The sequence below is a fragment of the Exiguobacterium sp. s43 genome, assembly GCF_018617255.1.
GTDB classification, from domain to species: domain Bacteria; phylum Bacillota; class Bacilli; order Exiguobacteriales; family Exiguobacteriaceae; genus Exiguobacterium; species Exiguobacterium profundum.
In genome coordinates this window covers 1,315,866-1,333,410 of the sequence record NZ_JACSJT010000001.1, presented here as the reverse complement: position 1 = coordinate 1,333,410, position 17,545 = coordinate 1,315,866, and the positions used below count along the sequence as shown (strand labels likewise).

The window sequence follows — 17,545 nt, the reverse complement described above, 5'->3', positions numbered from 1 at the left end:
TATTATAAGGAGGATCATACGTTGGCTAGACACTATTCTACTGGAGAAGTCGCGAGAAAACTGAACGTGTCAGTGCGTACGCTTCGATACTATGACCAAATCAATTTGGTCACTCCATCGTATACAAACGATGTACAGAAACGATTTTATAGTGACGACGAAATGTTTCGCCTTCAAAAAATCATGCTTTTAAAATCGATGGCCGTGCCGCTTGATGAGATTCGGAGAATCTTAGATGAGCAATCACTTACAAGCATCTTGTCCGCACATCTGTCCTCGTTAGAAGGAAAGATAGAGGAATTGAAGCAGGCCAGAAACCATACTGTCACACTCCTTCAATCCATGAAGCTTGAAAATGAAAAAATCGATTGGACGAAACTGCAAACTATTCAAGCTAAATCAAATGACCGGAAACAATGGACGGACTATTTTACGGAAGAAGAGTCTGATTCATTGCAATCAAGTTTACCTAAATTAGAAGACGGTGAGCATGATACGAAAAAGTGGATCAACTTGATTCGGAGAATTGAAATTTTATTGGAACGTGGGGTCGCCCCTTCCTCAAAAGAAGCTCAAATTCTTAAAGAAGATTTGACATGGTTAACAGACGAGACATTTGGACAAGATCAACAATTGATTGAATCATTTTGGATGATTCGAAAATCAACTGATGCATCGAATGAATTAGGACTGTATCCAATCGATGCATCGATTCTTGCCTATATTGATTCACTATATCAAGAGTGATTCCCTCACGCCAATGCAGTCAATAGAACGGCTAGCCCATTAAAGGTGCCATGGATGAGCATGCTGGAATAGATAGAGTTGGTCCGTTCATATACCCAAGCAAATACTAGTCCCGATACAAAATTGACGAGTAACGTGTTTGTCGTCGGTAAATGAGCGAGAGTGAATATTCCAGCACTTATTAGCATCCCGATCCAAACCCCAAATCGTTCTTGAAAGAAGCGGTATAAGAACCCACGATAAAAGATTTCTTCATAGAGTGGTGAAACGATAGCCGCCGATCCAAACGCAATCAGTATGGAGATAATCGACAAGTCACTTTGCAAACTCTCTGTTTTTGTATTCGACGTACCGATGCCGAAATATGATTGGACTACGACGATGATGATACTGAGTACAATTAACACAATTGTCCATAGAAAGATCATCCCCGAGTCTTTCCATGAGATGCGGCGAAGTCCTAACGTTTCGAGCGATAAGGTCCGAGGACGTATTGCGACGAGATAGAGGACGGTCATAAATATTATGGCTAATAACAGGCCGATACTTGTTCCTGAATAGAGGGTGTTTCCCCATGACCGCTCTAAAAAGTTGTGTAAGTGTTGCTCGATGAGTAGGGGCGTCACTCCGAATAGAAGAACCATCGTAATTGCGAACTGGTTCCATGTCCAAATGGGAGATATTTTCTTTTGCATTTGATTCAACATCATATTTCCTCCTTATGTGGTTGTAGCCCCATCATATCGGGTGACGTAACGTCACCTGCAAGCAGAAAAATGAAAAAGGAGTATTAAGACTATGGAACAATGGATTGGATCAGCTGCTTTATGCATCAACGAAGAGAAGGAAGTCCTACTCGTAAAGAATCGTGACATACAACAATGGAGTTTGCCATCAGGTGGTCTAGAAGACGGAGAAACTCCGGAACAGTGTTGTCGGCGCGAAGTGTTAGAAGAGACGGGCTATCGCATTTCGATTGATCAACGACTACATTTCAAACGAGCCATCATATCAAACTTTCAGGTCGAGACACATTATTTCTTGGCAACGTGTAAGGAGCGGTTGGCGACCGCAACTATCGACTCGGACATCGATGAAGTCAATTGGTGGTCGATTCATGAATTGGAGCGATTGGAACTTGCATTTCCAGAAGATCTTGAGCTGATTAAACGGTGGAGTGTATGATGAAAAATCAATGAAGCGATTCATCGATTAGAACAAGCCGGTCGCATATAAGCGACCGGCAAATATATTAAGATGCTTCTTCAATTTGATTGTAAGTGAAATAGTTCCGTTTCGAACGGTCGCGCATGACGTACATCGTATAACAACCGATGAGGAAGAAGAGAATGGAGAATGCGAGATAGACCGGGCGAATCCCAACTATTTCGGCAAGGAGTCCAATCCCGAACGTGAGTAGGATGACGAGTACTGATTCTCCCACATTGATAACGCCAGAGAACCGACCCATGATTTCGACCGGGACATGGTGCTGATAGAATGATAAAAATCCGGTATTTGCAAAGGCAAGCGCAAATGTCAGGACAAAAAATCCAACTGAGGCCATCATGAATGACGATGAACTTGCGAAAAGAAGATAGCCGACTGGTGTCATGATGCCCCCGAATCCGATACAAAACGATAAGGATAAGCGGTGACTCCATCTTGAATTAATGAGAGACCCTGCAATAATCCCGATTCCAGCGATACTGACGAGAAATCCGTAGCGGCTCTCAGATAAGTGAAGGACTTGGGTCGCGAATGACGCTTCCAACGAGTCGAGTCCAGACATGAAGATGGTCATGACGCAGAACAAGCCATAAATGAGCGTCACGTATTTGGCATTCGAAGCGAATCGGATGACAACCTTCCAATCGTCAATGATCATCCGCATAGAGAATGGTTCAACAGGCGCATTCGTTCGAAGGTGAGATGGGAGGAGCATCAGCATACCGACCGATCCAATGAGTGCGAAGGCGTTCACAAAAATCGCAAATGTCGGGCTCCCGACTAGAAAGAGTAGACCCGCAATCGTCGGACCTAAAATGAAACCGGATGACTGTACAAAGTTTTTCATCGCATTGAACTTTTGACGGTTCGAGGCAGGTACGAGTTGCGTCATGTAGACCAGGCTTGATGATTCGAATAATGAACTCATCAGATTCAGGATGAAGACGACTCCATAGATGAACCATAAAGAATCGATCCAGCCCAAGCAGAATACGAGACATGCGCGCAGGACATCCAGCAACATCATCAGTCGTCTCGTATCGACCCGGTCAATCAGGCTACCTGACCAAAGGTTCGCCGTGATTGAAGCGAGTGGGACTAATACATAGAGAATCGAGACGGCGAATGGAGATCCCGTCATCTCGAGGACAATCAGGTTGAGCGCGATAAAGTATACCCAAGCACCGAGATTTGAGATTCCGACACTGACGAGCAGTAGCGTAGAGGTTTTTCGAAACGAGTTCAAGTCAATCACTCCTTCTATTTTTTAATCACTTTCGCAACGCAAAAAAATCCCACCCCCAAGAACGAAGTCTTGGGGACGAGATTCTCATCGTGGTGCCACCCCTGTTCGTCCGCACGTCACCGTACGAACCTTGTTTGGTACTGCCGAACGAGTCGGACTATACCTCAACTCTATAACGGGAGTGCCCGTCGCCATATCCCTCGGGGTGAGTTCCATGGCGCTGCTCGGAGTCTTGTTTCGATCCATCTTCTTTACCCTTTTTCACCGGCGGGGCTCTCTACGAAAGATTCATGGATTTACTCTTCTCTTCATCGCGTTTATCAGATCATTTTTGTAAGGATAGCACATTGTGCAAATATTGGAAACGTTTTTGGTAGATAGATGTATATCCCCTTCAAGATACTAAACTATGATTGTGATCTAGGACGCTTTCTTCATTTCTAAAGGTTGGCACTTATCCAGTTCTTTCAAGATTGAACGATAGAAGAAGATTGCCAATATTCCAAAGCAAATATAAGTGATGGCCATCCAACCGGGTGACACGACATTATAAGCCGAAACGCTGATTGCGCCAATGAGAAGCGCACCTCGGTAGCGGAGACCGTTCACGGCCAAGTATTGACTGCGCAGATGGTCTTCTATGAGTCGAGCTAACATGGCTTGATGAATGGGAACATATAGCAGCTCTCCGAACGTGAAACAAGCCGTAGCGAGCACTAGCATTGAAAAATCATGTGAAACCGGTAAAATGGCGAATCCAAGACTGAACAGTGTGACACCCGTGTAAAGTAGCGCACGTTCAGAGATTGATTGGGTCCAACGCATCAACACAAGACCGAGCAGTAACACGAGAATCGTATTCTCCGCTCGAAGCAGTCCGAGAATCTTCGTCCCATCTAGTGAGAAATGAAAGAACGGGACAGCGTGTAACGTTTCAGCAAAGTGAATCGCGAGATAATGCGTAAGCTGCAACTCTAACGACAACGTCAAAATACCTGCGATGAGGTATTTCAAAAAAAGTCGATTCTTTATGACCGTTTCATATCCTGTCCACATACGAGTGGTCTTCCGTGATTTTGTTCGTACAGGTTGATAGTGGTCTTCGAGTTTCAAGTAAATGAAGAAGACACATCCGAATGAGAGGAAGGCTGCCGATACTAACAAGTAGAAGAGATGCTGTTCCAAGAAGAAGCCGCCGATTAAGCTACCGATGACGATGGAACCGTTCATCAGCCAGTAATTGAGTGTATACAAATATTTTCGCTGCTCGGGTCGGCTATCATCAATCAAGATGGATTCGTTTGCTGGCGTGATGGCACTACTCAGAAGATTACTAGAAAAGAAAAAGATAATTAATAAAATGGCACTGTCGATTACATGGGAACCTGCGATTGTCATACCGATATAACATGCGAAACGTAGTATTTCTCCGATGAAGAGAATTCGTTTTCTTCCGTAACAATCGGACAGATGGCCTCCATAGAGACTTGCGATGAATGAGGCAATCATCGTCAAGACGATGAGCGGTCCGGTCTCCGTCGCACCGAATTGTCGAACGAAATAAATCGTCAAAAAAGGAAATACCGCGGTTTGAGTCAGCTTTTGAATGAAGTTCAAGCCAAGTCTAACTTTTAGGTTAGGATGAAGCGATTGAAACATGTGAATCACCATCTTTTCATAAGGTCAGTGAAGTGGCCACTTGACTGTTATGAACAGTATGCGTGATTTGAAGTGAATCATCGTGCACTTTATTGCTCGATTTTGGCGCAATAATCTGGAGGGATGTATGGAACAATTACTTACACTGCCTGACGTCACCATTCATTACGTGTCGTTTATTGGAGATTGGACGACAGAGAGAGAAGAGAGCGTAGAAGACATCGTCTGGGTGCTCGTGTTGGGAGGGAAAATCGGGATTGAAGTGGATGTATTCGAATATCGTCTCCAAGACAGCGAATCGATTGTGATTCAACCGAATCAGTCCTTTCGATTGTTCGCGGATTCAACTGAAACGACTTATGTGAGTTTTCGGTTTACTGCTAGCCGCTTGAGCGGATTTAAAAGCAGGATCAATCCAATGTTTCCTTCGATAGCGGTCATGTCGACAAGAAGGCTGTTAGGGGAGTGGTCAAGTCGAGAGTTATTGGGGAATGCTTCGACAGATGATGTCATGACATTCATTCGACATCATCTAAGCGATTCGATTGTGGATGAAGACATATTTGCACCGGTCTTGCGTGTCATTCATGATTCTTATCATACGGAGCTTCGCATTGAAGACTTGAGTCGAATCGTCCATCAAAGCAAATATCAGTTCATTCGGAGCTTTCGAGAGCGAATCGGTCAGACACCGTATCAATACATCACGAGACAACGCCTGATTCATGCGAAATCACTTCTACGCTATTCGGACCTTACGTTACTCGCAATCAGCCAGGAAGTCGGATTCAATAGTCCGGCTCAGCTGAACAGACATTTCACAGAATGGGTAGGTTGCACCCCGGCTCGATTTCGTGAGAATAAAGGACATCAGCTCAAACGTGATTAGAGAGCTCCAATTGATATTGGATTTGGTGGGGGAGGTCGTGGAACGATCCCTCCAAGCATTGTACCGCATCCACATGATAAAACGTGCTCGTCTCCTCCATATTCATCATCTGGTCACCCAAATCATATAGGTAAACGGGCTTGTTCGTTCCTAGAGCGATCCCGAGCTCTACATGTGCGCCTTTTCCTCCAGGCAAGAGGATGACGACGAAGTCCGCTGTTTGAATTCCAGCAACCTCTTCTTCGCCAATCGCACGTAACGCATCGATTGAAGCGGCACGTTCGTTTTGGGTCCAGTCGTACGTATGACTGTGGTCGAGCGCAATCAGTCGATCACGGATGAACCGTACTTCTTCGATATTTGAAAAGCTTGAACCGACATAAAATCGCATACAAAGACCTCCAATTCGTCACAAATGGTTCATCTGGTAAAGCGCTACGACATAAAATAGGATAATCAACAGACAACAGAGTACAAGGAAAAAAATCACGCTAATCAGGACGAATTTCATCATAGAAAGTGGAAGGTATGATTGAATCAAGCGCGTGATTGATAAAGACGAGAGTACGAGTAAAATGATTGTGCCAACGAACCAAATGTAGTCATACGCGATGTTTGGAATCAGCCAAAAGTAGACGATCGTTATGACGATTAGACTGAAAGCCATCATCAAATCTTTATGCTTTCGTGTCATCTGATTCCTCACGATGAAGTTCCAACTTCAACCGCACCTGTTCGGCATCTTCCGCATCAAACGTGCTGTACCATCTCACATGATCGAGATCGATGATGCGGTAATGTCCGCTGATGATGTTCTGTTGAAGAATGAAGTGGGACCCCTCTTTGATCGCATGCCAAAAGACACGTCCGCCGAGTGTTTTTTCTTTCGGCTCGTATGTGTTCTCGGTTGCAATCAGTTTGACGAATTCAACGGGGTCGTCGCCAATCAAGTGTACGAGAATCTCACTTTCATTGAACAGCGCGCATAGCGTCACAATCGTCGACCAGCTTGCTTCATTTCTCTCCTTCTCGATTTGGATGAGTGTTTTTTTTGAAATCCCAAGTAAGTTCGCCATCTCTTCCTGTGAATACTGGGATTCGATGCGAATCAATTTCATTTTTCGAGAGACTTGTCCAATAAATTCGGATTTTTTCATAATCGGTTCTTCCTTCCTGTTTGTTCGACTCAGAGCGTCGCCGAGCTTATGAAAATCAGTAACCATGAGATTCCGAGAAACACGGTGAATAAAAAGAGACAGACGATGACATAACAGCAAATGTATTGCCAATAGGACAACCGTTTTGATTGATAATAATGGTATGTAAAACTGAATGTCGCAATCCCAATCACTAAGAAAGCGACCATATCCCAGATGATTCCGACTTTCAAAAATGATGGGGTAAGAAATGAAGCGACGAGTGCAAGCGCGACGGTCACTATCCCAGTAGAGATGGCAGCGGATGGTGTTGAAGTGTTTTCCAACAGATCACCTCCTAGTATATTACAAGTGTAATTTTACACTTAAAGTAGTCGATGTCAATTCCCGAATAAAAAAATCCTCCCGAGGAAGGATTTTTTCACGTGTCATCTTTATTCGTTAAATAGGTAGTGAGCGGATAAACACCAATACTCTGTAAGACAAGAGAGAGGAGGATGACGGCAAAGGCGAGAGAAATCATTTCGCTCGATCCGTCAATGTTCTCTGCCTCTAGCCAGAGGACGAGGGCAATCGACATTGTTCCTTTAATCCCGGACCAAGTAAGGAGAGAAGTCGCTGTCAAATCGTCTTTAAATTCCTTTCGCCAGACAGGGATGGAATAGACGAGACCGCCGACAACGATGAACCGGGTCAAGATGGAAAGGAAGAATAATAGGGCTGCGAACGTCCAGAGCGATATAGACAGGTAGCTGGTCGCTTCGATTCCAATCAACAAGAACAAGAGAGCGAGTAGCATGGGAATCACAATATCCCAAAATCCATCCAAGTGACGCTGGACCGATTCATAATTTTCTTTCATGCCAAGCTCATGGGAGAGCATCATGCCTGCTGTCACGGTCGCAAGGACACCCGATACTTCCAGCGCGTCGGCAAGATAGAAAGCCCCGTACGCGATGACGATCGTCAACATGACGAGTTCATGCTTTTTAAAACTGATAATCATCAATTTTTTAAGTACAAATCCAAAGACGAAGCCGATCCCGATTCCTCCAGCAGACACTATCAAAAATTCACTTAAAAAGCTAAGCGTGGAGAATCGCTCTCCCGTTGCGAACATACTAAGAAAAATCGTGAAGATGACGACACTCGTCCCGTCGTTCACCATCGATTCACCTTCGACGACGTCCGCAATCCGCTTCTCTCCTTTACTCCGCTTTAAGATAGCGGTCACAGAAACAGGGTCGGTTGGAATCAAGATGGACGCCAATAAGAAAGAGGCGGTCAAACTGAGTGGTGTAAACAACTCACTGATCCAAAACGTGCCATATCCCATCAAGATGGCAGTCAAGACAAGACCGACCGTACTCAATATCGTGATGATCCCGATATTGTCTTTCAAATCTTTGTATTTGAACTGATAAGCCGATGTAAATAGAAGTGCCGGTAGGAACACCTCGAAGATCATATCTTTTGAAATGAATACCGAATCAAAAAAAGCGATATATGAGAGCGCTATTCCGATCAATACCAAGATGACCGGAACCGGAAAATAATTTCGTTTGGAATCAATCAAATAAATGAAATAGCCAATCAGTAGTAATGTGATGATTTGCTGCGCAATCATGACGACGCCCTCCTCTACAATCAACATGCTATACATTATCTTCCCATTCGAGGTCTAATCAAACGAAAAATGTGGAATATAGGTGGTAGTACATGTCATTTATTCAGGGAGGAATCAATATGGGAAACCCGATTGGAGAGTTATCTTGGACGTTTTATTCCGAATGTGAGGTGCCGAATGATATCACGGAGTCATTCATCGATGGGGAGCGGGCGGTCGCTGCCTATAAGACTGTCCGTGACGTCGCCGTCTTCACGAACAAACGTCTGATTGTCCGTGACGCACAAGGACTGACGGGTAAAAAAATTGAGGTCTACTCGCTTCCGTACGACTCAATCAATATGTACTCGACGGAGAATGCGGGGAGGATGTTCGACTTTAATTCCGAAGTCCAGCTGTTCACTCGCGCCGGTACAATTAAAATTAATTTGAACAAGAAAGTGGACGTGCGTAAGTTCGACCGTCTGCTCGCGGAAGCAATTTTGTAAAACAGTGGACCGAAAATCTTTCGGTCCTTTTATTTGGATTTTTCTGACAATCTCTTATTATACATGATACGATCATACATAATGTGTAACGGAGGTTACGATGCGATTTACAACCCGATTATTGATGATGATGTTCGGCAGTTTGGTGTTGGTGACTGGATTGATTCATCTGGCTCGTTTATTTTGGGAATGGTTTCACGACCCGACAAAAGGTGGAATCGTGCTTTTCTTTTCTGGAGAGGACGGAACCAGCAGTGATGAATATGGAGGGAAGTTTCGTCTGAAAGATGATGAGGATTTTCAATTCTTGAAGAATGACTTTTTAGACTATACGTTCGAAACAGGAGGGACAGTAACCGAGTCGGGAAATTCATACTGGTTATGGTTCCTTATTGGGGGTTTGATTGTTCTTCTGATTTTGACGCTCAGCGTGCTAAGGAAAAGAAAGCGTGTCGTCTCGACCATTGATTTCTTGAGTGACGCCGTAAAACGAAGAGAGCGTAAGGCTAAAGCAAATGGATTTGTGGAATCCAAAGAGGTTCAATGGACCGATAATGCGATTCTGAATGCGCTCATCCAGTTCAATCTGGACTTGCCGATTGCCTCAAGACACCAGTCGAATGAGACGGTGAGAGATTGGTTCAAGCGGATCGGCGTGGAAGAAGTGGACCTCTCCCCATATTGGAAATCGAGATATATGGATGTAGTGGTGAGTGATGAAGAATCTAGACGATTTCGAGCGGCGTTGGAGTTTAAGCGATTCGAAGACGGTAAGGGGTGATGGTGTATGAACGATGAAATAGAGGTGGTTGTTTCCGATGCGCGCAAGTCAATGGGTTCCGCTCGTTTGGTCAAGACCAATCATCAATTCTACATCCATTGGAATGGGTTGATCATAGACTTCAAACGGCATGAATATGTGTCAGGTATTCGAATCATCGACGAGAATTACTTGTTCATTTGGGCGTTTACGATAGAAGGAGAACCAATCAATGCGTGGGTGCTGGATACGCATGGACAGATCAATCATTCCTTTCATGCAGGAAACGCGATTTCAGCAGTTGTAATGAACGATACGGGAATCTGGATTGGATATGGGGACGAGGGCATCTTTGGAGATGGGATCTCGACCGAGGCACTCGTCTGTTTCTCAAAGGAGGGAACCGTACGTTTTCGCTATAATCAAGAGGTCAGAAAGGGCCCGGTCCTTCATGATTGTGACGTGATGTGTGCATCAGAGAAGGGGGTGTGGGTCATCTCTTCAATCGACGGTCGTCTCGTCCATGTCCAAGTGGACGGACGGATTGACTCCTATCCGATGCCACGTCATCTCCTTGACTGTTCCTCGTTGACTATTGAAAACGGTGTAGCCTATGTCGGAAATGAGGAAAAGATTTATCGTTGGCCGTTCAAGGAGAGGAGACGTGCCGAAGTCTTTCAGAATGAAACCAATAATAAGAGAGTATATTAGCTTGCAATATATTTCAAACACCGTATTTTTTAATCATATATAGACAGGGATGAACTAAGTGATTGTACCAATCAATACTAGTATGCAAGAAGACATTCGCAATTTTTTTGTTAAACATTGGGGTTCAACTCAAATGGTCGTTTCTTCGGGAACATACGATTGTGCAGAGCTCGAAGGATTTGTCTACATGAAAACAAATCAAATTCACGGTCTTGTTACGTATGTTATTCGGGATGAAGAAGTAGAAATCATATCTCTTGATAGTCTGATAGAGAATAGTGGGATCGGCTCTCACTTACTCCATGCTGTTGAAGAAATTGGTATGCAGCACGGAGTTAAGCAATTAATCGTCATCACAACCAATGATAATTTGAGAGCGCTTGGCTTTTATCAACGTCGTGGCTATCGTCTAGAACGAATCATTCATGATGCGGTGACGCGGGCAAGAAAACTGAAAGCGACAATCCCACATGTCGGATATGATAAGATTCCTTTATTGGATGAAATTTTACTCATCAAAAAACTGAAAGAACAGAAATGAGGAATTCACATGATCCGTTTTGGCATTATTGGTACAAACTTCATCACAGACTGGTTTATTGACACAATCAATCAGTTGAATGACGTAGAAGTAACAGCTCTCTATTCGCGCACGGATTCGCGTGCTAACGAATATGCAGCGAGTCACTCCATCTTACATACGTTCACGTCACTTGAAGAGATGGCGAAGAGTGATGTCATCGATGCCATCTATATTGCGAGTCCGAACTCACTTCACGCCGAACAGAGTATCTTGTTCATGCAGCATGGCAAACACGTCCTCTGTGAAAAACCACTCGCCTCGAACGTCCAGGAAGTGACTCGTTTGGTTGAAGTGGCGAAGGAGAACCAGGTCGTCTTACTTGAAGCACTTCGAAACTTGTTCATGCCGAATTTTGAACGGATTCAAAAGGCGATGGAGCGAATTGCTCCGGTGCGTCGGGCCGTCTTTAATAAATCACAGTATTCTTCACGGTATGACCTCTATAAACAAGGGGAGAACCCGAATACGTTCAATCCTGCATTCTCGAACGGTTCGTTGATGGACCTTGGTGTGTATCTCCTTGGTCCTGCTTTAAAACTGTTCGGTCAACCAAATGATATCCAGGCGAGCGGTGTGAAGCTGGAATCTGGAGTGGACGGGAGCGGAACGGTCATTCTCTCTTATGACGATTTGGATGTGATCATCATGCATTCAAAGATTCATGCGACATCGACTCCTTCTGAGATCATCGGGGAAAAAGGACGCATCGTCATCGACGATATTGCGACGTGTGATGAAGTCCGTCTAGAGTTGCGAGATGGCACGTCAGAAATCGTATCAGAATCACAGAATGCTCCGATGTCATATGAGATCGAAGCATTCGTCCGTGCGATCGAAGCTAGTGCTTCGGAAACAGTTGTACATTCAGCAAATGACATGATTCGTCTTGCTGATGTGATGACGAACGTTCGAACACAGCTTGGCGTGGTCTATCCAGCAGACAAATAAATACAAACTTAAAACGGTCCTCGATGTCATGTGCGCATCGAGGACCGTTCCCGTTATTCTTTGTTCAAATAGAGATATCTCAGAAACAGCCCCAGAACAATCGTCATAACGACAGCGGGAATGAGTCCGATGAGCAGTAATGTGTTCATACCGTTTCCTTTCTGAGCGATTCGAGACGTTCATGCATCTCATCAAAGGAATGGTTGTCCGTCAACATGCTGAGCTCTGCATCGGCAAGTTCTTTCAATTGAGTTGACCACTCTCGTTCAATCTCGACTTCAGCTTTACTGATTTCCGTGTTGGCCCGTTCGATTTGCTTCGTATGAATCGTTTCAAGACGCGACCGAATCATATCGCGAAGAAGTGAGGTCAACTCATCCTTCAGTTGCGTCCGTCCGTCTCCCTCGAAAAATTGACTCGCATTCTTATAGCGCTTCAATACCGACTGATAAGGTGATGTCTCGAGATGAATCGGTTCGACAGCCTCTCGTAACCATGCCACGTCGAGGTCATGGTCAAATTCAAGCGTCGGAAGGAGCGACGCTTGACGCTCGGTCAACCGTTCGACCAAGGCTACGAATTCGCGTTTAACATATCGCTCCAACCGATACTGGAACACTTGGAGCTCTTGCTGGATATCGTAGGCGTATTTGTCGAGTGTACGTCCGAGTGCGCGCTCCAGGCTCTTTCTCGATCCGTCGACCTCGACCGGATGGAACGTCTCCTTGACGAAGTCCGAGAGGCGGAGGAGCGAACGCGTCTCGAGGTGGGCGAGGAGTTCTTTCGCTTCCCGATCAAACAGGTCAATGAGTGCTGACATATCGAGTGCCGGTGGGTTCTCGAGTAAAGCAATCAATTGTTGACGACGATGTTCTTTCGCCGACGCGTCTTCTTTCGCTTCATTCAATACACGATCAAATGTAGCGAGTAGCGCTGTCGTTTCTTCCTGTATACGCATCGCGTTGGCGAGGCGAAGGTCTTTGTCGACATAGCGTTCAAGTGTTGAGACGAACCGGTCAAACCCAGCATCATCGCCCTGCATGGCGTTTCGGCTTGAGATGGGTAGGACGGTCGGTCTCCGAACACCGAGCGCGGTCAACTGTTGTGCCACGTAATCCGTGACAGCATCCCGTTCTTCTTCATCTGTCGCAAGGTCAGACGCATTGACGAGGAAGAACATCTCGTGATCTCCAGTCCCTTGGACACGGCCAAGCTGAATGACGAGCTCCCGGTCTGCTTCGGTGAACGCATGGTTGTAATAGGTGACGAACAAGACGGCGTCCGCATCACGCATATAACCGAACTGGACCTCGCTATGTCGGTTGAACTGTGAATCGGCCCCCGGCGTATCGACGAAGACGATGCCACGATCTGCCCACGGTGAGTCGAGATAAAGTTCGATCTCTTTCACGATGCAGCTCTTCTCTTCTTGTGCGACGAATGCGCAGAACGTGTCATAGTCGACGACTTCCGTTCGTCCGAGGTACTCGAGCGGTGCCGATTTTACGGCATTGACGAACGGGTGATCGACATCGAGAGAGGCGAGGGAAGTCCCATAACCTTGTAACTCCTCTTCGAGTTCATCGTGTGATTTGAAGGTGATCGATGCAGTTCGATTTGTCCGTCCGTTCGGCGGGACGATCTTTGTGATGGATGCCGTCAACGGGTTAGGGGACGTCGGTAATACCGTCTCACCGAATAGCGCATTGAGAGTCGAGGACTTTCCAGCCGAAAATGCTCCGAAGATGGCGAACGTGTACTGTTCATGCTTCGCACGCTCGATTTTCTTGCGTAATGTCGAGACACGGGAGCGGAATAACGGATGATTCTCTAATATTTCACATACCGCATTTTCATAAGAAAAATCAAAATCAAATAAATGATGACCATCTTCCAAAATCAACGTCGATGCAACCTCTGATTCAACAACATTCGACTGTTTTTCCGGGAGATACGTTGCATCGACATAGTTTCGAACAGCCAACTGATTCACTTGATTCGAATCAAGTTGAAACTCCTTATATTTTCGAATCGAGTCCAAACGGTTCGAAAGACGAATCCGTAACGCCTCCGTATCGAGTGCTTCGTACAACGCTTCCTCTTCAGTCGTAAATTGTTCCAAACGCAAATCGACTTCCGCCTTCATATACGTATCCGTCGAGTGGACCCAAGGTTCCGATACTTTCGTTACCCAGGACGCGAGGGCCGTCTCGATGTCACGACTAAACTGCAACACCGTATCACCGCTGAGGGATGCACCCGACTTCACTTGTTCGGTGATGAGTGAATTCGGTGCAATCGGGAGGACATCTCCTTTTGGTAGCAACGTTTCAGGTAGTTTCAAATCTCGGATGATGTCTTCCGCGAACTTCACGAGATGTGGGCGCAAGTTCATGTCAATCAGACGGTTGAACTCTTTGACTGCCACTTCCTCACGACGAGCTCGTTCTTGCTTCGTCTTCTCTTTTGAGAATAAGAGACCGACCTTGAAGGACGGGGCACAACTCTCGAGATAGGACCGCAACAACTCACGGAACTCATAAGTCATGATCGGCGCACTTTGAACGATCGGAGTTTGGTGTTTAAAGAACTCACGACGGAATGAGGTCCACCATGACCGTTTCTTTTCAAGACGATGTAGACGAGATTGCATTTCCTTCGGGCTCTTTTCATAGGTTGGCAATTGGTCCAACATCGATTGAATCGATGTTTCGTTGCGGCGGACTAGCGTATGAATCAATGCATCCGCATGCTCAACTTGTTGCTGTTTTGCCTCGTCGATGACTTGACGTACATATGACCGCAAGCGCTCGACTTCGTTATGCGGATGTTGCCCATCACGAAGTGAAATGTAGAATGTGTCATTTGGGACGATGTCATGATGTCGGAACGCTTTCGTCAATGACGCTTTGAACTCCACGAAAGAGAGTTCACACTCATCATGCTTGTCGATTTGGTTGATGATGATGGAGTAGGGACGTCCTTCCCGGCTAAATTGTTTCATCAGCCCGATGTTTTGTTCCGATTGCACATGGTTGTAGTCCATCATGAAGAACAGATGATCGGCCAAGAAGAGCGAACGTTCTGTCGCTTGGCGATGACGTTCATCCGTCGAATCGATCCCTGGCGTATCCATCAAGACGACGTGTTCGTCAAACGGGAATCGATCGATGGTATACTCGACTTCCTTGATTTCTTCCACTTTGCAATAGTCACTGATGTTTGATAGGGAAGAAGGATCTAATGAAATCCAATCCGTATCATTGATTGCGACGGCTGCCGCTGATTCGCCACCCCGTAATGTGACGATGTTGGCACTCGTCGGAATCGGACTTGTCGGAAGGAACCCTTCCTCTAGCCAGTCATTGAGCAATGTCGACTTTCCGGCTGAGAAGTGACCACAGACGGCAATCCATACTTCTTCATTTGTTACTTTTTGTAGGGCGGTACGGGCGAGTCGTGCAGCGTCCGTCATCTCCTCTTGTTCAAACGTTAAAGCGAGTCGTGCCAATTGTTCTTGTTGTTCGTGCATGTTTCCCATCCCCTAATTATGATTCCGTCGTGATGCCGACACGGTGTCCGACATAGTCATCGTCCGTTAAACAAGCCATCACCAAATCGGCAACGTCATCTCTCGAAATTGGACCTGAATGTTTCGTCCCCAATACCTCTTTTGACACGATGATTTCACCGGTAGATTGCTCATCGATCAGTTGAGTCGGACAGATGACCGTGAAGGCTAAGCCTGAATCCCGTAATAACTCATAAGCACGGGCGTGATCTTCGGCTGCGGTTGTCATCGTACGCTTCGATTCTTTCGTTTCAAAGCGGTAGTTGTCGCTGTCATGCGCCTGCAAGATGCCTGCGGTCCCGACCGTGATGATGCGTGTCACATTAAACTGTTTCATCGCTTCGATCACGAGTGGTGTGAATGTTGATAATACGTTTTGTTTGTCCGTCCCTAATGCCGATATGACAACATCTGCAGATCGAACCGTTTCAAAGACAGCGTCTCGATCGGTCGCATCTCCTAAAATTTCATCGATTTCTTCATTGGAACCTAGCGATTGTCTCGTTAGCAGTGTGACACGATGTCCCTTTTTGAGTAGGCGTTCAAGCACCCGTTCCCCAGTACGGCCACTTCCACCGAATAAAGCAATTGTTGACAAGTAAACCCCTCCCCATCAAGATGAAAGAAATATCCAACGCCATCATAACACGGAAGCGTTCACAAAACTGCCTGAAATGGTTCATTTCCCCTTGAAAAGAATATGGTACGTTTTAGAATTGAGGAAGAAGGCAAAAAATACATATGACAGGTGTAAGAGAGGAAGGCACCATTACATGAAATTTGGGGCTAGAACAATTAAGACTGGGCTATCGGTCGCAATCGTCCTACTGATTGCCGAGGCATTTCAATTCCAACAAATCGTCGTCCCGGCACTCGCTGCGTCACTCGCGCTCCTGCCGTCAGTTTATCAGACTGGGCTTCGCTTAATCGAAGAGATGAAAGGGAACCTGATTGGAGCATTACTCTCCGTCGGATTTCTGCTACTCACTCCGAATCCGACACCAATCGCTATCGGATTCGTCATCATCATCGCCATCTCTATTCTTCTCTTTTTAAATTTAGAATCGACGACACGGACCGTCATCTTGACGACGATTCTCATCATGGAAGGGGCGAGCCAGTCGGATATGCCGGTGTGGGTGTTTGCGGGCGAACGTTATCTACTCATTATGATGGGGATTACGGTCGCATTGATTGTGAATGCACTATTGTTCCCACCTCGCTACGAGCGGAAACTCGAAGCACAAATCACCGACACATTTCAAATGGTTGTTCGGATCGCACGCTTGTTTGCGGAGACGGAAGGCGGCCGCTCCTCATTCGACTCGTTACCAGAGACGAAAAAGTTGCATAGCGACTCAAAACAAACGTACGCCTATTTTGAAGAAGAAATTAAAGCGAATCGATGGCTTGAGAAGAAGACACCGATCTTCCGTCGAGCTGTCCTGAAGTCTAAAATGATTGAGACGAACCGTGCCGCGCTCCATGTCATCGAGAAGCTCGATCATGATTTTCATACGATTGAACAACTTCCTCCACAATTGAGCGAAGAGCTGTATCGCCACATTCGTCACTTGTTGCGTCGACATGAGCGTCTGTTTTCAGCCTACGAGCTTGAGAACGAGCACCTCATCGATCGGGAAGAGGATCTCATCCATGAGAACTTTGACTTTGCGAAGTTAATGATTGAGAGGATGCGAGAAGAAGAGGAAGAACTCATTCTCATCGTCGTGCCGCTCGTGGCGACGATGACCGACTGGGTCAAGGCAATGAATGAACTCGAACGCTATCTTGTCACGGAAATGAAGAAACATGGAGACAACCTAAAAGTGGAACCACGTAAGAAATGGTTTTTTGAAGACTGAGAAGGAAAGATTGATAGAAAACCTAAAGGAGTACTCGAAACCGTGTGCACCTTTAGGTTTTTGT

Annotated in this window: 19 protein-coding genes and 1 other annotated feature; of the genes, 9 read left to right on the top strand and 10 right to left on the bottom strand. The window is 45.8% G+C overall.

The window, feature by feature from the left end:
• The first annotated feature begins 21 nt into the window (after nt 1-21).
• Nucleotides 22-747: a MerR family transcriptional regulator gene (locus KNO79_RS06845; RefSeq protein ID WP_214690934.1), complete on the top strand. Its 726-nt coding sequence runs from the start codon at nt 22-24 to the stop codon at nt 745-747.
• A 5-nt stretch (nt 748-752) separates the two neighbouring features.
• On the opposite strand, the gene KNO79_RS06840 is transcribed toward KNO79_RS06845, so the two are convergent.
• Nucleotides 753-1,454, bottom strand: coding sequence for a CPBP family intramembrane glutamic endopeptidase (locus KNO79_RS06840; RefSeq protein WP_214690933.1), 702 nt, complete (start codon nt 1,452-1,454; stop codon nt 753-755).
• 91 nt (nt 1,455-1,545) lie between these two features.
• Between KNO79_RS06840 and KNO79_RS06835 the strand changes: the two genes are divergently transcribed.
• Nucleotides 1,546-1,932 (top strand): NUDIX hydrolase, encoded by a 387-nt coding sequence (locus KNO79_RS06835; protein WP_214690932.1) that lies wholly within the window; start codon nt 1,546-1,548, stop codon nt 1,930-1,932.
• Between the two features lie 67 nt (nt 1,933-1,999).
• Here the strand turns inward: KNO79_RS06835 and KNO79_RS06830 are convergent, their stop codons facing one another.
• Both KNO79_RS06830 and KNO79_RS06825 read right to left on the bottom strand, forming a co-directional pair.
• On the bottom strand, nt 2,000-3,232 hold the full coding sequence (locus KNO79_RS06830) for an MFS transporter (RefSeq protein WP_308162644.1): 1,233 nt from the start codon (nt 3,230-3,232) through the stop codon (nt 2,000-2,002).
• Nucleotides 3,233-3,291: 59 nt separating this feature from the next.
• Nucleotides 3,292-3,544 (bottom strand) — a binding site (T-box leader).
• A gap of 99 nt (nt 3,545-3,643) precedes the next feature.
• A complete protein-coding gene (locus KNO79_RS06825; protein ID WP_214690930.1) occupies nt 3,644-4,882 on the bottom strand; it encodes an MFS transporter in 1,239 nt (412 codons plus the stop codon).
• A 127-nt stretch (nt 4,883-5,009) separates the two neighbouring features.
• Here KNO79_RS06825 and KNO79_RS06820 point away from each other — a divergent pair, with 127 nt between their 5' ends.
• Nucleotides 5,010-5,771 (top strand): helix-turn-helix domain-containing protein, encoded by a 762-nt coding sequence (locus KNO79_RS06820; protein WP_214690929.1) that lies wholly within the window; start codon nt 5,010-5,012, stop codon nt 5,769-5,771.
• Here KNO79_RS06820 and KNO79_RS06815 read toward each other — a convergent pair.
• The 5 genes from KNO79_RS06815 to KNO79_RS06795 all read right to left on the bottom strand — a co-directional run bounded on the left by KNO79_RS06815 (nt 5,758) and on the right by KNO79_RS06795 (nt 8,555).
• On the bottom strand, nt 5,758-6,162 hold the full coding sequence (locus tag KNO79_RS06815) for a nucleoside 2-deoxyribosyltransferase (RefSeq protein ID WP_159562282.1): 405 nt from the start codon (nt 6,160-6,162) through the stop codon (nt 5,758-5,760). The genes KNO79_RS06820 and KNO79_RS06815 overlap by 14 nt on opposite strands.
• A gap of 18 nt (nt 6,163-6,180) precedes the next feature.
• Entirely contained in the window at nt 6,181-6,465 is a 285-nt protein-coding gene (locus KNO79_RS06810) for a hypothetical protein (RefSeq protein ID WP_159562283.1), read from the bottom strand.
• Nucleotides 6,449-6,928, bottom strand: a complete 480-nt coding sequence (locus KNO79_RS06805; protein ID WP_159562284.1) for a helix-turn-helix transcriptional regulator — start codon at nt 6,926-6,928, stop codon at nt 6,449-6,451. The genes KNO79_RS06810 and KNO79_RS06805 overlap by 17 nt, the downstream gene beginning before the upstream one ends.
• A gap of 29 nt (nt 6,929-6,957) precedes the next feature.
• Nucleotides 6,958-7,254 carry a hypothetical protein gene (locus tag KNO79_RS06800; RefSeq protein WP_159562285.1) on the bottom strand — a complete coding sequence of 99 codons (297 nt, stop codon included), beginning with the start codon at nt 7,252-7,254 and terminating at the stop codon, nt 6,958-6,960.
• A 95-nt stretch (nt 7,255-7,349) separates the two neighbouring features.
• The gene (locus KNO79_RS06795) at nt 7,350-8,555 is read right to left on the bottom strand and encodes a cation:proton antiporter (RefSeq protein WP_214690928.1); all 1,206 of its coding nucleotides are present in this window, start codon (nt 8,553-8,555) and stop codon (nt 7,350-7,352) included.
• 119 nt (nt 8,556-8,674) lie between these two features.
• On the opposite strand from KNO79_RS06795, the gene KNO79_RS06790 reads away from it, so the two are divergent.
• The 5 genes from KNO79_RS06790 (at nt 8,675) to KNO79_RS06770 (ending at nt 12,045) form a co-directional block, all read left to right on the top strand.
• Nucleotides 8,675-9,043: a PH domain-containing protein gene (locus tag KNO79_RS06790; RefSeq protein WP_214691275.1), complete on the top strand. Its 369-nt coding sequence runs from the start codon at nt 8,675-8,677 to the stop codon at nt 9,041-9,043.
• 100 nt (nt 9,044-9,143) lie between these two features.
• Nucleotides 9,144-9,824, top strand: a complete 681-nt coding sequence (locus tag KNO79_RS06785; protein WP_214690927.1) for a BatA domain-containing protein — start codon at nt 9,144-9,146, stop codon at nt 9,822-9,824.
• Nucleotides 9,825-9,830: 6 nt separating this feature from the next.
• On the top strand, nt 9,831-10,514 hold the full coding sequence (locus KNO79_RS06780) for a hypothetical protein (RefSeq protein WP_214690926.1): 684 nt from the start codon (nt 9,831-9,833) through the stop codon (nt 10,512-10,514).
• Nucleotides 10,515-10,596: 82 nt separating this feature from the next.
• Nucleotides 10,597-11,055 (top strand): GNAT family N-acetyltransferase, encoded by a 459-nt coding sequence (locus KNO79_RS06775; protein ID WP_251125283.1) that lies wholly within the window; start codon nt 10,597-10,599, stop codon nt 11,053-11,055.
• Between the two features lie 9 nt (nt 11,056-11,064).
• Nucleotides 11,065-12,045, top strand: coding sequence for a Gfo/Idh/MocA family protein (locus KNO79_RS06770; RefSeq protein ID WP_214690925.1), 981 nt, complete (start codon nt 11,065-11,067; stop codon nt 12,043-12,045).
• 145 nt (nt 12,046-12,190) lie between these two features.
• Here the strand turns inward: KNO79_RS06770 and KNO79_RS06765 are convergent, their stop codons facing one another.
• Nucleotides 12,191-15,577: a dynamin family protein gene (locus KNO79_RS06765; protein WP_214690924.1), complete on the bottom strand. Its 3,387-nt coding sequence runs from the start codon at nt 15,575-15,577 to the stop codon at nt 12,191-12,193.
• A 16-nt stretch (nt 15,578-15,593) separates the two neighbouring features.
• Nucleotides 15,594-16,214 carry an NAD(P)-dependent oxidoreductase gene (locus KNO79_RS06760; RefSeq protein WP_159562291.1) on the bottom strand — a complete coding sequence of 207 codons (621 nt, stop codon included), beginning with the start codon at nt 16,212-16,214 and terminating at the stop codon, nt 15,594-15,596.
• Between the two features lie 175 nt (nt 16,215-16,389).
• Here KNO79_RS06760 and KNO79_RS06755 point away from each other — a divergent pair, with 175 nt between their 5' ends.
• Nucleotides 16,390-17,481: an FUSC family protein gene (locus tag KNO79_RS06755; protein WP_214690923.1), complete on the top strand. Its 1,092-nt coding sequence runs from the start codon at nt 16,390-16,392 to the stop codon at nt 17,479-17,481.
• The last annotated feature ends 64 nt before the right edge of the window (nt 17,482-17,545 follow it).